At 60.8% G+C, this 15,172-nt stretch carries 9 protein-coding genes; 4 read left to right on the top strand and 5 right to left on the bottom strand.

Going from position 1 to position 15,172, the window contains the following annotated elements; genetic code table 11:
- Positions 1–143: 143 nt before the first annotated feature.
- The 5 genes from AC6H1L_RS01015 to AC6H1L_RS00995 form a co-directional block, all read right to left on the bottom strand.
- Entirely contained in the window at positions 144–2,705 is a 2,562-nt protein-coding gene (locus tag AC6H1L_RS01015; protein WP_497599693.1) for a glycoside hydrolase family 31 protein, read from the bottom strand.
- A 248-nt stretch (positions 2,706–2,953) separates the two neighbouring features.
- Entirely contained in the window at positions 2,954–6,403 is a 3,450-nt protein-coding gene (locus AC6H1L_RS01010; protein ID WP_497599692.1) for a malectin domain-containing carbohydrate-binding protein, read from the bottom strand.
- Between the two features lie 129 nt (positions 6,404–6,532).
- Complete coding sequence (locus AC6H1L_RS01005; protein ID WP_497599691.1) at positions 6,533–7,543, bottom strand: carbohydrate ABC transporter permease; 1,011 nt, start codon at positions 7,541–7,543, stop codon at positions 6,533–6,535.
- A gap of 2 nt (positions 7,544–7,545) precedes the next feature.
- A complete protein-coding gene (locus AC6H1L_RS01000; protein WP_497599690.1) occupies positions 7,546–8,559 on the bottom strand; it encodes a carbohydrate ABC transporter permease in 1,014 nt (337 codons plus the stop codon).
- Positions 8,560–8,679: 120 nt separating this feature from the next.
- Positions 8,680–10,050, bottom strand: a complete 1,371-nt coding sequence (locus tag AC6H1L_RS00995; protein WP_497599689.1) for an ABC transporter substrate-binding protein — start codon at positions 10,048–10,050, stop codon at positions 8,680–8,682.
- Positions 10,051–10,687: 637 nt separating this feature from the next.
- Between AC6H1L_RS00995 and AC6H1L_RS00990 the strand changes: the two genes are divergently transcribed.
- From AC6H1L_RS00990 to merA, 4 genes are all read left to right on the top strand, one after another.
- Complete coding sequence (locus AC6H1L_RS00990; protein WP_497599688.1) at positions 10,688–11,701, top strand: LacI family DNA-binding transcriptional regulator; 1,014 nt, start codon at positions 10,688–10,690, stop codon at positions 11,699–11,701.
- A gap of 499 nt (positions 11,702–12,200) precedes the next feature.
- Positions 12,201–13,061 (top strand): aldo/keto reductase, encoded by an 861-nt coding sequence (locus tag AC6H1L_RS00985; protein WP_497599687.1) that lies wholly within the window; start codon positions 12,201–12,203, stop codon positions 13,059–13,061.
- A gap of 365 nt (positions 13,062–13,426) precedes the next feature.
- A complete protein-coding gene (locus AC6H1L_RS00980) occupies positions 13,427–13,582 on the top strand; it encodes a hypothetical protein (RefSeq protein ID WP_497599686.1) in 156 nt (51 codons plus the stop codon).
- Positions 13,549–15,021, top strand: a complete 1,473-nt coding sequence (gene merA, locus AC6H1L_RS00975; protein WP_497599685.1) for a mercury(II) reductase — start codon at positions 13,549–13,551, stop codon at positions 15,019–15,021. Before AC6H1L_RS00980 ends, merA begins: the two co-directional genes overlap by 34 nt.
- Positions 15,022–15,172: the final 151 nt, after the last annotated feature.

Here is a 15,172-nt window from a genome sequence, read left to right as displayed (position 1 = left end):
CCATAGCGAGGAAGGGGCTGATCAGACACCAGCGAAAATGCTAGTCGGCCCGCACTAATTGCCCGAGCGAGCAGCTAGCTGACTGCTCAGTCAACAGGGCGAGGCACTCGGTTAGCCAGGAAGGTCACCAGCTTCCCGGCAGCTCAAAACCGATCGGCAGGTCCCTCAGCTCTGTGCTCGCGCCTGGGATTGAGGGCTGTCTCAGTAGCCTTCGCTGCCAGGCGGATGCTAATCTCTTGAGCCTCGGCCTGCTCGCGCAGTGTCACCAGTAGGCGGCTTTCTTCCTGGTCATAGGACCACTCGACCGGGCTGGCGGGGGCACCGTTGTCGCTGCTCCATTCAACGCTACGCGGCGTCCGCTCAAGAGCGCGTAGCTCTAACACGATGCGCTGGCGCTGCGGCACAAAGTGGCCTTCTCGCGGACCGATGAACAGGCGGATCTCGTCGCCCTCGACCTCGCAGCTAATGCTCCGGCGAGCATACTCCCCCTGCTGATAGCCGTAGCCATCGCCGGCATCCTCATAGAGGTTGCTTGTGCCTCTTCCTTCGGCTGGATAGAGGAGCAGCGTCAGCGGGTCAGGTGGCAGTTCTCCCACAAAATTCATCTCGGGCCAAAGTGGCACGGCTGTATTGGCGCGCACATAGATCGCGGGTTGCCCAAGGGGGGCATAGGCCACGACGTGGGCCGGACCGCTGAAGCGCTGGCCGCTCCAGAAGTGGAACCAGGTGCCGGCGGGCAGATAGACATGGCGGTGACTGACAGCAGGACGAGTCACAGGGGCTATGAGCAGGGCATCGCCGCAGAGGGCCTCATCGTCGTAAGCCCAGGCGGCTGGGTCCGTTGGCGCGATCCAGAAGAGCGGGCGCAGCACCGGCGCGCCAGTGCGGTGGCATTCCTCGAAAAGCGTATACAGATAGGGCAGCAGGCGCTGCCGTAGCTTGAGCATCGCGCGACAGACCGACTCGTACGGCTCACCAAAAACCCACGGCTCTTGACGGCGCGTCTGTTTCTCCGAGTGGTTACGGCAAAAGGCCTGAAAGATCCCGAACTCTGTCCAGCGAGCCAGCAGCTCGCCGCTACAATCGCCGTAGAAGCCGCCGATATCGCTGCCGCACCAGCTTACGCCAGAGAGGCCCAGATTGAGCAGTTGCGGCACGCTCTGGGCCAGGTCTTCCCATGTTGAGGCGTTATCGCCGGTCCAAATCAAGGCATGGCGCTGAATGCCGGCGTAGCCGGCGCGCGAAATCACAAACGGGCGCTCACCCGGGCGCAGGCGTTGCAGCCCCTCGCGCGTCGCCTGGACCAGGAGCGAGCCATAAGCGTTGTGAATCTCGAGGTGCAGACGCGGGACCCCACCGCCGGGGTGAATCGTCTCGGGGGGCAGCGTCCCATGTACGGGAATAAAGACTGCCGGCTCATTCATGTCGGTCCAGATCCCGGCTACCCCGGCCTCGAGGAGCGGGCGATGCTGCTCCCCCCACCAGGCGCGCACCTCCGGGTTGGTCACATCGGGAAAGACACAGAGGCCTGGCCAGACTGCGTTCTTATAGTCCTGGTAATCGGGCGTTTTACAATAGACATCGCGCCGCTTCCCGTCCATATAGACCGTGTAATTCTCATCGACCTTGATGCCGGCGTCGACAATGCTCACCACATGGAAGCCCTGGGAACGCAGCTCGGAGAAGAGGCCGGAGGGATCAGGAAAGCGCTCCCGGTCCCAGGTGAAGACGCGGTAGCCGTCGAGCGCATCGATATCCAGATAGAGCGTGTCGCATGGAATATCGCGCGCGCGGAAGGTAGCCGCCACCTGGCGCAGCTCTTCTGCAGAAGCATAGCTAAAACGGCTCTGCCCGTTCCCAAGCGACCAGAGTGGCGGCAGAGGGGTGCGTCCGGTCAGAGCGGTATAGCGCTCCAGCACCGCCTGTGGTGTTGGACCGCAGAACACATAATAGATCAGGTCGCCGGTACTGGTCCCAAACCAGGAACGCCCTGGATGCTCATGGGCCAGATCGAAGGCCACGCGCCCCGGGTTGTCCACGAACAGCCCCCAGGCGAGGCCGTTGGCCAGCACCAGCGTAAAAGGGATAGAGACGTACAGATTGTTCTGGAAAACGCTGCGCCCAGGCGGAGGGTCCGTATTCCAGAAGAGCTGATAGCTCCCCGTCTTATCAAGGCCTCCGAAGCGCTCGCCGCAGCCAAAGTAGTGCTCCTCGGGCAGGTGCTGCTTATAGACACGCAGCGGCAAGCCGAGCGTCCCCACCACATTAGCCAGGGCCAGAGGCGCATCCTCAACGGGCTGTTCGAACCAGCCCATGCCAAACTCGGGATCATCAGCGGCAAAGACCCGCCCGTGCCGATCAGAGAAACTGATGCGCAGAGGGTCAAGAGAGAGGTGCGCCGTCGCGAGCGTTGTGGCCATGCTCACCCGTCCCGCCTCCGGTCCGCTAATGGTTACTTGGTCAAGCTGCCACTCCTGTTCGACCACCGCCGGCGATTCGTAGCAGCGGGGACGGCCATGCAGAAAAAGACCGACGCGGAAGAGGTCAGGCGCGAGGGCCGTCACCTCGACAGTGGCCGGGCCGCTGCGCAGGCAAAGGCTGGTGGCGTCCCGCTGGCAGATCTGCGCCTGACCCAGGGCTTGATAGCCATCTGGCCAGGCGGCGCTTAGGTGAGCATTGGTGGCTACTGGCTGTGCCCTCTCCATGAACGTGGGTTCCTTTCCACTCTGGTTGGTTCAATCAATAAAGACTTTATCGCTAGTCTTCGATTCACTACAGCACAAGTGTTGAACGCTGCTGCTCCGCAACGGCGTTCAGAGAACTGACTAAAACCAGGCCCCCCCGAAGGCGGAGCCAGCGCTCCGCGCTCCGAGCGGGGCCGCGCCAGGCAGGCCAGAACCAGTTGCGCAGGCCATTCACGAAGCCTTGAAGCTGATCCCTGCCATCCAGACATCTAGGCCTGATAAACCTCGATGCCGTTGACAAAGGGATTATCGGCGCTGCCCTGAGTGAAGGCGATCACGATCTGGCCGCTGCTCGTGGCCGTCACCGTAAACTGTTTCTGCAGAGCGGTCTTGTAGCCCGCCGTAGCGTAGACATCAAAGTTGCTCAGCACCGTTGTCCCATTGATCGCCACATTAAAGACGCGCTGGCCGGGTGCCTGGAAGGTCAGCTCAGCCCAATCCAGTTTCACGGTATAACGGGCTCCGGCGAACAGCCCGGTGAGGGTATAGGTAAAGGAGCTGTTCCAGCGGCAGGACTGCCAGACCGCCTGCGGAGCGGGATTGCTTACCCCACTGGTGTTGATCGCCGTCGAGGTATCGCTGTACTGATTGCCCTGGTTATAGCCCGTATCCGCCATGAAATTGCCCGTCGTTGTTCCACCGGCATTAATGGCGGTGATCAAAGTCCCCACCGGTGGCGGCGTCGGCGAGCTGGCTGGCTTCCAGATCTCGATACCGCTGATGAACGGATTATCGGCCTTCGCCGTCCCCTGCGTGAAGGCGATCACGATCTGGCCGCTGCTATTAGCCGCCACATTGAACTGGCGCTGCAGAGCGGTCTTGTAGCCCGCTGTGGCATAGACATCGAAATTGATCAGGGCCGGGCTGCCGTTAATCGTCACGTTAAAGACGCGCTGGCCGGGCGCCTGGAAGGACAACTCGGCCCAGTCCAGTTTCACCACGTAGATTGTGCCCGCCGTCAGACCAGGGATCGTATAGGTAAAGGAGCTATTCCAGCGGCAGGACTGCCAGACCGCCTGCGGGGCGGGATTGCTCACCCCGCTGGTATTGATCGCCGTCGAGGTATCGCTGTACTGGTTGCCCTGATTGTAGTCGGTGTCGGCGACAAAATTGCCCGCCGCGCCGCCACCAGCATTGATGGCCAGCACCAGCGTTCCCGAAGGGGCAGGGGTAGGTGTCGGCGTGCTCGTCGGCGTCACCGTCACCGTTGGGGTCGGCGTCGCCGTGCCGCCCGCGGACTGCCAGATCTCGATACCGCTGATGAAGGGATTATCAGCCCCGCCCTGAGTGAAAGCGATCACGATCTGGCCGCTGCTCGTGGCCGTCACCGTAAACTGTTTCTGCAGAGCGGTCTTGTAGCCCGCCGTAGCGTAGACATCGAAACGACTCAGCACCGTCGTTCCGTTGATGGCCACATTGAAAAGGCGCTGGCCGGCAGCCGTCCAGGTCAGCTCAGCCCAATCGAGAGCCACTGTATAGCTGCTGCCCGCGCGCAGGCCACCGATGGTATAGGTAAAGGAGCTGTTCCAGCGGCAGGACTGCCAGACCGCCTGTGGAATGGTCTCGGCTACACGACTGGTATTAATGGCCGTCGAGCTATCGCTATACTGATTGCCCTGGTCATAATCGGTATCGGCCACAAAGTTGCCTGCCGCACTGCCACCGGCATTGATGGCCAGTACCAGCGTCCCTGTCGGCGCGGGCTGCGGCGAAGGGGTCGGCGAGGGGGTCGGTGTCGGTAGCGGGGCCGTTGGCGAAGGCGCTGGGGTCGGCGTCCCCGTTGGGAAGCCACAGACCTGGGAGCTGGGGCTCCAGCCGGAGTTACCGCTGCCCAGCGTGATATTCCAAGAGCTAGCGCTCTCGCAGCTCTGGATACTGGCCACCGTCAACCCACTGGCTGTGACGTTGCTTGCCGAACCCGTAATCTGGCTCACCTTGTTCGAAAAGGCGAACTCAGCACCGTTGATATTGACTCCATTCATGTTCACGGTACTGATGGGGTTGCCACCATCGAACGAGATCGCCATATACTGGCTGTTATCGATCTCCACATTCGAGACCGTGAACGTCGCGTTCATTGCTCCGCTATCGGCCCAGAACATCAGAGCACCAAACTGCTGAATGCCCTGGTCGCCGATGCCCGCCGTCTGCCGGATCGTATCATTGCTCACCGTCGTCGTCCCGGCAAAGGGAGCGGTAGCATTCCCGAAGTCCTCATAATCGATCATGATGCCGCCACCGCGATACTGCGAGCCGGTCACCAGGTTGTTGGTCACACTATTGCCATTGCCGCCGTAGATCGCAATCCCGTTGGCCAGGTACGGAGACTGTACCGTATTGTGATCAAAGGTATTGTTACTATCGCCAGTGGCGGGCACGTTATCGGTAGCCGACCACATGGCCAAGCCATCATCGCCCGTACCGCGGACGATAGTCTGCGTCACACTAGAGTTGGTCACGTTACGGTGAAAGTTGATGCCGTCGGCCAGCACACTATCGATGCGGCAACCGGTAATCTTGAGGCCACTCAACGGGCCATCAAACCACATACCGACCTTAGTGTGTTCGATCCAAATGTTCGAGATCGTCGAGTTATTCAGTGTGCCGCCGATGCCGTTGTCCTGGAGGCAGTCGACGCGATTCGTAATCTGTCCCTCGATTGCGAAATTCGACAGTGTCACATTGGAGCTGGTGCGTCCATCGTAAGCGTCATAGCCGTAGACGCCAACGCCGGTGCCGTTGCTCCCGACGGGGGCACCCGTCAGCACCGTATACCAGGGACCAGCACCGGTCATAGTCACATTGTCGACCAGGATATGGCTGGTCACCAGATAGGTGCCCCTGGGCAGCCAAACCGTCTTGCCCTGGGCCGAGGCGTCACTCACAGCCTGCTGAATGGCGCTCGTCGCATCGACCTTGCCCGTCGGATCGGCATTGTAGGGCGGAGCAGTTACCGAGAGCGAGCCGGCAGGCTGCGTCAGAGGCGCGGGCACCTGCTCAAAGTCGGCCACATCGATAGCGTACCAGGGAGCCGTGTTCTCGGGATCAACTTGCAGTTTCACCGTTGTCCCCGCGCTCATCTGCGGCAGCAGGACATGCACCTCATCGAACTGATGATGCGCTGTACCGCCGGGCGTATCGTTCCAGTCATTCGCATTGCAGTTCGAGAAATTCGGCTGCCCGTAGAGCCAGCTATATTTCGAGGTCAACTGCAACTCCTGCGGCTGCTTCACCCCATTGATATAGATGCTCAGCGTCGCAGAAATCCCGCCGCCGCTGGCCGAATCGGGAATACTGTAGCGCAGATTCAGCGCATTGGCGGGCTGCGTTAAGGTAAACTGCACATATTGACCACTGGTCAGCAGCACTGCCTGACGATCGACAGCATCGGAGGCCAGGCTGCCGAGCGTAAAATCGGGTCCCAGAATACTACCGTTGGTAGTTGCCTGATGGGCCTCCATCTCCACATAAGGGAGCGTTGCCCCGGCGCCACCGGTCACCGCCGCGCTGCTGGCCCGGGCCGTCCCCGTCAGGTGTGGCAGCGTCAGCACCAGGCCCAAACTGCCCAGCACCAGCGCCAGGGTAGTCAGCAACAGGGCCAGCCGGCGGCTCCTGCCGCAGCGGAGCAAGGCGCTTGCTCGCCGCTGTACATCCTGCATCAGATACCTCCTTTCTTGTTAACAGCCCCGTTCCCTGGTAGAAAAAGAGAGAGCACACACCTGCCTTCCACCAGAGGCAGGCAGAAGGAGCGAAAAAGACCACCCTTCCCGGCGGTCCTCCCTCCTGATCTAGCCCTTCAGACCGGTCAGATTAACGCCCCGAATGATCTGGCGCTGGAAGAGCAAGAAAAGCACGATGGGGGGGATGCTGGCGAAGACCAGGCCGGCCATCAGGTAGCTAAAAGGCAAATTGGCGTTCAGACTCGACTCGTGATACAGCGCTACCAGCAGCGGCTGCAGATTGCTGTTCGAGAGCACCAGCAGCGGCCAGAGAAAATCTTTCCAGGAAGCGATTACCGTAAAGATCGTAATCACCGCCAGGGCCGGACGCGAGAGCGGCAGTACGATGCGCGTAAAGACCTGCCAGCTACTGGCCCCATCCAGGCGGGCCGCGTCAATCAACTCGCTGGGGATCGTATCAAAGAAGCTCTTCAGCACCAGAATATTGAAGGCATTGGCCGCTTCCGGCAGCCAGACCCCGGCCCAGGTATTGATCAGCGACACATGGATCAACGGCAGGTCGCTGATATTGACGAACTGGGGAATCAGATAAACGACCGAAGGCACCATCAAAGTTGCGAAGAAAGCGAACTGGATCGCCTGCTTACCCCACAGGCGCAGCTTAGAGAGAGCGTAGGCTGCCGTCGCTGAGACCAGCAACTGCAAGACCACTGCCCCGGCAGCCAGGATCAATGAGTTCCCCAGGTAGAGCGGCAACTGCAGAATCCGCCAGGCATTGCTATAGTTGCTCCACTGAGGATGAGCCGGCCAGAACGTTGGTGGCGTCTGAAAGATCTCCACATTTGATTTCAGCGCCCCGCTCACCATCCAATAGAGCGGGCCAAGAGTGGTCAAGGTAGCCACCAGCAGCAGCGAGAAGATCCCCCAGTAGAGCACGCGCACCAGCGGGCGCCGGAGCATCAAAGGAGAAATGAGCGTGCGCTCGCTGCTGACCAGCGTATCTGCCGAAGAGCGGCGCCCGCCGAAGCGGCGGCGCCAAGCTAGCCAGCGGCGTCCACCGACCGCCAGCGGCTCCTGTTCATCTAGCCCATGCAGTGCGTCAATGCGCTCCATCTCCATAGTCAGTCTCCTTGTAGCAGGCGGCTTGTCATCCGCATATAGACGAGAGCGAAAGCTGCCAGCACCAGGAACAACAACACGCTCAGAGCGCTCGCCTCGCCGAAATCCGCATTCTGGAAAGCATAGGTATAGATCAGCAGCAGAACGCTTAGTGTGGCATGCTGGGGGCCGCCGCCAGTGATCGTGAATGGCTCGATAAAGACCTGCATGGTCGCGATGATCTGCAGGACCAGCATCAGCAGCATAATAGGACGAATGCAGGGCAGCGTCACATGCCAGAGGCGGCGCCAGAAACCGGCGCCATCGATCTCCGCCGCCTCATAAAGCGAGGCCGGCACCCCCTGAAGGGCGGCCAGGTAGATCAACATCGTCGAGCCGGCAGCGCTCCAGGTAGCCACCACCACCAGACAAGGCAGCGCGGTCTGCGGATCTTCCAGCCAGAGCCGACCTGGCAGATGAACCAGGCTCAGCAGGGCGTTCAGCAGGCCCGAGTCGGGGTCATACATCCAGCGCCACAGAAAGACCGTCACGATCGGCGGCAACATCACTGGCAGATAGAAGGCCAGACGAAAATAGCTCTTGCCGTGGCGCATCTCGTTGATCGCCAGAGCCAGCACCAAAGGCACCAGGTAACCAAAGAGCAAGGCATAGCCAGTAAAGGCCAGCGTATTGCGCCAGGCCAGAGCAAAGAGGGGGTCGGCGAGCACCCGGCGATAGTTGGCCCATCCTACCCAGCTTGCGGGATTAATCATATCGACACTCTGAAAGCTCATCAGGAAGCCCAACACCACCGGGTACCAGACAAACAGAGCGAAAATCACCAGGGCTGGCAGCAAAAAGAGGTAACCCTGTGCCTGCTGCCGCAGCGCCCGAAGCCGCGGCGAGCAGCGGCCCTCACTGGGAACCGCGCGCCTCGCAGGCCGGGTCAGAATGGCTGACTCGCAAGGCGCAGAGGCCGGGACCGAGGCAGGAGCCGACGAGAGCGGCGATGACGAAGATGAAGAAGAAAGCGACATGCTGCACCCCTTCACAGGGCCGTGTGCGCGCAGAGGGAGCCTGCGGCTGAGGCCGCAACCGCGCTCTCTGCTCTACGCTCTGCACACGGCCACACGGACTGACGGATGAATCACGCGCGTCTACGACGAAGCCGACTGGTCAAGAATCTGCTGGAACTGGTGCGCGGCCTGGTTGAGCAGCGTCTCCGGGTCAGCCTTTGGATCAGTCAGAATTGCCTGCATCACCGGGTCGAGCGTCGCGTACATCTTCTGGGTCTGATTGCGTGGCTCCGGGCGGAGCTGCAGCTCGGCATTCATGAAAGAGGTATAGTTTTCCAAGGGGACCGTTGCATATTTGCGATAGAGGGCCGATAGCTGCTCCTGAAAGCTCCCCTGGAAGAGCACCGCGGTCGGCGCACCCACAGCCTGGCCGGCGGCGGCCTGCTGAGCCAGGCTCCGCTCAACGACCTCCAGATTGAAATTGGAATAGATCACGTAGTCGAAGGCCGCCTTGATCACCTCGGGGGCTGACTTCGGATTAAAGACCCAGAGATTGCCGCCAGTCAGGGCCGCATTGCCACCGTTCTGAGGCATCGGACCAATCCCGAAATCCTTCAAATTGGCCTGATACTGAGCCTGCAGCGCATTAAGCTGGTCCGGGGCCATCACCACCATCGCCACCTTGCCGGTCGCCAGCAACTGCAACGTATCGGCCTGCGTCAAGAGCTGCTGCTGCGTCATCGAGCGATCGGTGAAGCGCATAGCTTTCAGGAAATTCAGCACACTGACCCCCTGGGGGCTGTTGAAAACCGCCTTGGTGCCATCGGCAGACTCTAGATCGCCGCCAGCGGTGTACATCCAGTTGGTAAAGTGCCAGCCACCCTGGTTGGCCGTACTGGTTTCAGCAAAGCCGGCTACCTTCGAACTGGTGAGCTGTTTGGCGTAGCCACGGAACTCCTCCCAGGTCGTGGGAGGCTTATCGGGATCAAGGCCAGCCCCCTGGAACAGCTTGCGATTGTAAAAGATGCCAAGTACATAGCCATTCACTGGGATACCGTAGACACGATCGCCGCGCGTCACAATGGAGGCAATGCTTGGAATGTAGTCCTTGAAGGAGGGCCAGCTCCTGGCCAGATTGGTAATGTCGGCGACAGCATGCCGGGCGATGAGCAGAGGCGGCTCCGTAAAATAGCTTTGAATGCCGTCCTCTAGCTGGCCGGCGGCCAGTTTGGCAAAGTAGGTTGTGGGATCATAGGGGTCGTTTTTGCCGACAATGTGCTCATGGGGGTGGGCTTGCTCAAAATCTTTGACAACCTGATTGAAGACATAGACCGCGCCAGGGTTGGTCGACGGCGGGAGGGTGTTGACGGTGGCGGTCACAGTCGTGGTTGAGCTGCTGCCGCCGCCGCAGGCAGCCAGCAGCTCCAGGCCAACCACTCCGGCGCTCAACTCGAACGTACGCCGCAAGAAGCGGCGACGATTCAGCTGGGAGCCTGTGCCTTGCGTGCCCATAGGATGACCTCCTTATAAAATAGACAGAATATCCCTACGTCATGCCATACGGATGTCTGAATAAAAGCCGGCGCTGCTCATGGCATGACGGTAATCCCGGCCATAGCCAAAAGGACTGCTACATGCTGCGCCTGGCCGCGCTGGTCTGCCTGGGAAAGAAGCGGGAGTCAGAAGCGAGAGCGAGGCGCGGAAGAGGATGGCTCACTTACGATAGATGAAGCAAGCGGGGAGAGGCAACGAGCGCCATAGCTGAGCAACCTCCTTCAGCAGAACTGTCGTTGGCAAACGGTGGCAAGCGTTGGCTCTCGTCAGACGCTGACGAGCGAGTGTGAGCCGCTGCGGTCGTAAGGTTAACGTTTACTCTACATTCTGAGGAAGAAGGTAGCATAGAAAAAGGGGATTGTCAAGGGGGAAAGCGGGTACTCGTTTTCTTTTTCAATCAGGGCCATCAGGGCCGGTAAGACCTTTGATCAGGGACTGAGCACTGCTCATGACATCCTGCGCCTTACGTAGTCGGCGCGTTGACACAGCCCGGAAGGCATGGTACCATTGAAGTAACTTCGTTAGAGTTATCGTTTACCTTAGCAGGTCAGGGGAGGGGTTGCCACTGGAACCAAAACGACCAAAGCGCTTAACCATGGTGGAGATCGCCAGGCGCGCTGGCGTCTCTACAACAACCGTCTCCAAGGTCCTCAATCACCGACCCGGCGTCGGCGAGAAGACGCGGGCCCGCATCCAGCGTCTGATCGAGCAGAGCGACTACGTCCAGAACCACGCTGCACGTCATCTGCGCCAGGGACGCAGCGGCTTGATCGATCTGGTGCTGATGCGCCTGGAAGGCGGCTACGATCTCGGCATCATGCAAGGTGTGCAAGAGGTGCTTGAGCAGAGTGGCTATCGGCTGGTGGTCTTCGCGACCAACGAGGACGAGGCCACCGAACGGCTCTGGCTGCGGCGCCTGCTCGATCAGTCTAGCGATGGCGTGCTGCTCTTGCTCCCCTATGAGCGCGTCGGCATCGCGGAAACGCTGCTAGAGCAGGGGATTCCTTTTGTGGCTATTGGCGATCGCAATGAGCCAACGACGGCCTTTCCGACGATCGGGTCGACCATCTGGCTCGGCGGCTATACGGCCACCGAATATCTGCTTTCGCTGGGCCACCGACGCATTGGCATTATCACTGGCCCCCTGCATCTGACGACCTCACGTGCGCGCCTGGCGGGCTATCGCGAGGCGCTGGAGCAGGCCGGTATTCCTGTTGATCCGGCCCTGATCTGTGAGGGCAGCTATCTGCTTGGCGATGGCCTTCGTCAGACCGAGGCCCTGCTTGACCTGCCGGACCCGCCAACTGCTATCTTTGCGGGCAATGATGCCCAGGCGGCGGGCGTCTATCAGGCGCTCTACCGGCGGCGTATTCGTATTCCCGAGGAGATGAGCGTCATCGGCTTCGATGATGTGACCTATGCTGCCCATATGGCCCCGCCGCTGACGACGATCCGCCAGCCTCTGGAGGAAATGGGACGCATGGCAGCAGAGATGCTGCTGCGCTTGATCGCTGGCCAGCCCCTGGAGACGCATCATGTCGAGCTGGCCACCTCGCTGGTCATTCGCGAGTCCTGTGGACCCCCGCGCCGCGGGCCACTCGCTCGATAGGTGAGGAGCAACGTCTAGAGCGCCAGGGCGCTGAGTGGGCCGGCTGCGACAATAGGCATGTGCAGGCAGGCGGGCCTTTCCCTCGCCTGCCCTGGGCTTATGTTTGCCCGTTACTGTCTTGGTCAGGGTCCCTCTTCCTGACCGGCTTACTGATCTCGCTTGCTCCCCTCTTCTCTCTGTTCTGGCTTCGGTGATAGCACTGGCGGCTGTTCGGCTTTTCTGGGCGCGCTTGCCTCTAAAGAACACAGGAAGCGGAAGCGTGGCGGCTGAGATAGCGGCGCGACTGAATGAGAGCAGCAAGCAGGTCGCGGCTGAGAACGGATCGGCCTGCTCTGATTTGAAGAGAATCCGCCAATGTCTTGCGAGGATCTTCCTATCGCTGGCGGCTGCCGACTGGTTATACTCCCTGACTGGAACGCCCGCGAGCTGTATCCCTGACCATCACCACTGTCTACGAGTACGGAAACAGCTAAAGAGAGGAGGAAGCACCAGCAGAACGATGCAAATGCACCAGATGCATGCCGATATTCCCTGGGTGACTCTCAACAATGGCGTGCACATGCCGCAGCTTGGACTCGGAGTCTTCTTGACGCCAAAAGAGCAGACGATCGACAGTGTGCTTGCTGCCTTCGAAAACGGCTATCGCCTCATTGATACGGCCGCCGCTTATCACAACGAAGAGGAGGTTGGGGAGGCGATTCGCCGGAGTGGGCTGCCGCGCGAAGAGCTGTTTATTACTAGCAAGCTCTGGAATTCGGATCACGGTTATGACCAGGCCCTCAAGGGCTTAGAGACAAGCCTCAAAAAGCTGGGGCTTGATTACCTGGACCTCTATCTGATTCACTGGCCGCTCCCTATGAAGGGGTTGACTGTCCAGACCTGGAAGGCCTTAGAGCGGGCCTACAAAGATGGGAAAGTGCGGGCAATTGGGGTCAGCAATTTCAAGCCGGCCCATCTTGAGCGCCTCCTGCAGGAGAGCGAGATAGTTCCGGCGGTTCTTCAGATTGAGCTTCATCCCACGTTCACCCAGGAAGAAACCCGGAATTATGCTCGGGCGCATGGGATTCAAGTCGAATCCTGGTTCCCGTTGGGTGGGCAGCGCAGCAAAGACACGCTGCTGAATATGCCGCTGCTCACGCAATTGGCGGCCAAATATGGCAAGACTCCGGCGCAAATTGTGCTGCGCTGGCACATGCAGCTTGGTTTGGTGGCTATCCCTAAGTCGGTGCGCCCTGAGCGCATCAGGGAGAACCGCGAGATCTTCGATTTCGAGCTGAGCCAGGAGGACATGGCCGCCATCTCGGCTCTTGATACCGGGGTGCGTCTAGGCCCCGACCCTGACACCTTCGACGCCGAGTAAATGCGCTGGGGAGGGTTGCCGGCGACATCTCAGGGGCGCCGGCAGCCTTCTCTGTGAGCTGCTGGGATCGGCCAGGGGCGATCATTCTTCCTCATCCCCAAGCCTTAGTGCTGCCCTCCTCAGCTAATGCTGGCTCTCTTCCTGGTTCCCTGGCGCCATCGCCTTGGGTGCGCGAGCCGCCCGCCTGCCACGGCCAAGCGTCTCGGGAGCCATGCCAGCTCAGGCCATCCGCGTCTGCCTCTGCTCTTGACAGAGTCTCGCTTCCATAGCTATGATTAAGATATCCGAATAAGCAGATATGTTTTGCGGCCAGCGACCCTTACCAGGCTGGACCTGGCTCTGATCTGCGGGCGGAGATGGCTGTCTTGACCGAGGTTGTGGTGGGACGGGACGCGCGTGAGGGGGCGAAGCGCACGCTCAAGGTCAGCCACTATGTCGCTGGGCAGCTCTACTATCTGCTGCCGCCGAAAGGAGAGGCTTCCAGACGATGCCCGCGCCTGCCGCCGAACCCGATTTACTGATCCTGGGCGGCGGCTCTACCGCCTTTGCTGCTGCCCTGCATGCCGCCGACCTTGGCAAGAGCGCCCTCGTGATCGAAGGGCGTCTCATTGGGGGGACCTGTGCCAATCGCGGTTGTCTCCCCTCTAAGCACCTCATAGAGGCCGCTCGTCTTCACTATGAAAGCGCCTGGCCTCGCTTTACGGCGCTCACGCCACTGCAGCAGCCGGTCAACTGGGCCGCCCTTCTGGAGCAGAAAGACGCCCTCGTCTACACCTACCGCCAGCAGCACTACGAGCGCCTGCTAGAGGAAGTTCCCGGCCTGAGCCTGCTCGCGGGTCAGGCCCGCTTTCTTTCGCCCCACGAGATCGCGGTTGCCCGGCCCAATGGTGACCATCAGCGGCTGCGTGCCTCACGGATTCTCATTGCTACCGGCTCCCGTCCTTATCTCCCTCCCATTCCCGGTCTGCAAGACGTTCCCTATCTCACCAGCGACTGGTTGAGCACCCCTGACGATCCCTGGCAGACCTCGCTGCGCCAGCAGCCGCGCTCTCTGCTGATCATCGGCGGAGGGGCCATTGCTCTGGAGCTGGGTCAGCTCCTACTGCGCCTTGGCACCCACGTGACCCTGCTCGTACGCCGTCCGACGGTTCTCGCCGACTCAAGCTGGGAGCCAGAGCTACGCCAGGCTCTCACAGAGCAGTTGCAAGCCGAAGGGCTGCAACTGCTCACTCAGGTCCAGGTCCTCCGCGTTGGCGCCGGGCCTGCTGGGGTGGAAGTGACCATTCAAGACGGTGCTCAACAGCGCACCCTGGAAGCTGAGCGTTTGCTCATCGCCACCGGACGCCGTCCCAACAGCGAGCATCTGGCTCTGGAGCGTGCCGGCGTCGCGGTCGACGCCCAGGGAGCAATACGGGTTGATGCCACGCTGCGCACTACCGTTCCCCACATCTGGGCCGCTGGAGACGTCATCGGCACCGCCTGGGGCAACCAGTTTGCCACCCCTGTAGGAGCTGCCGATGGCCGGCTGGCTGCTCACAATGCCCTCTCAGGTGAGCCAGCGCGCCCTGTTGATCATCGCGTAATCCCGCGCTGCCTCTTCACTGATCCCCCGTTCGCCAGCGTTGGGCTGACCGAGGCCCAGGCCCAGGCTGCCGGTCTCGCTTGCGCCTGTCGGGTGCTGCCCGTGAGCCTCGTGCCGCGTGCCGGCGCTATAGAGGACAGGCGCGGCCTCATCAAGATGGTGATCGAGCGTTCCAGCCGCCGCGTGCTCGGTGTCTCGCTGCTCGCGCGCAATGCTGAAGAAGTCATTCACGAGGCAGCGATGGCTCTGCGCTTCGGGGCTACCCTGGAGGACTTCACCGAACTCATCCATGTCTACCCAACAATGGCCGAAGCCCTCAAGCTGGTAGCTCTCTCCTTTACTCGTGATGTGCACCTTCTCAGCTGCTGCGCCAGTTAGCCCGCGCCAGCGCACGGCACTGGCCGCGGGGTGGCTCGCGCCAACTGGGAACCCTGGCGCCAGCCGAAATGGTTCCCTCAGCCAGTTGAGTTGCTCATCTCGGGGTCTCTCAGCGCTCTGGCAGCAGCTTAACAAGCAGGGGCTGCCTGCT

The organism is Thermogemmatispora argillosa (assembly GCF_059696725.1).
The sequence above is the reverse complement of the archived record's forward strand: the minus strand, read 5'-3'. Positions and strand labels throughout refer to the sequence as shown.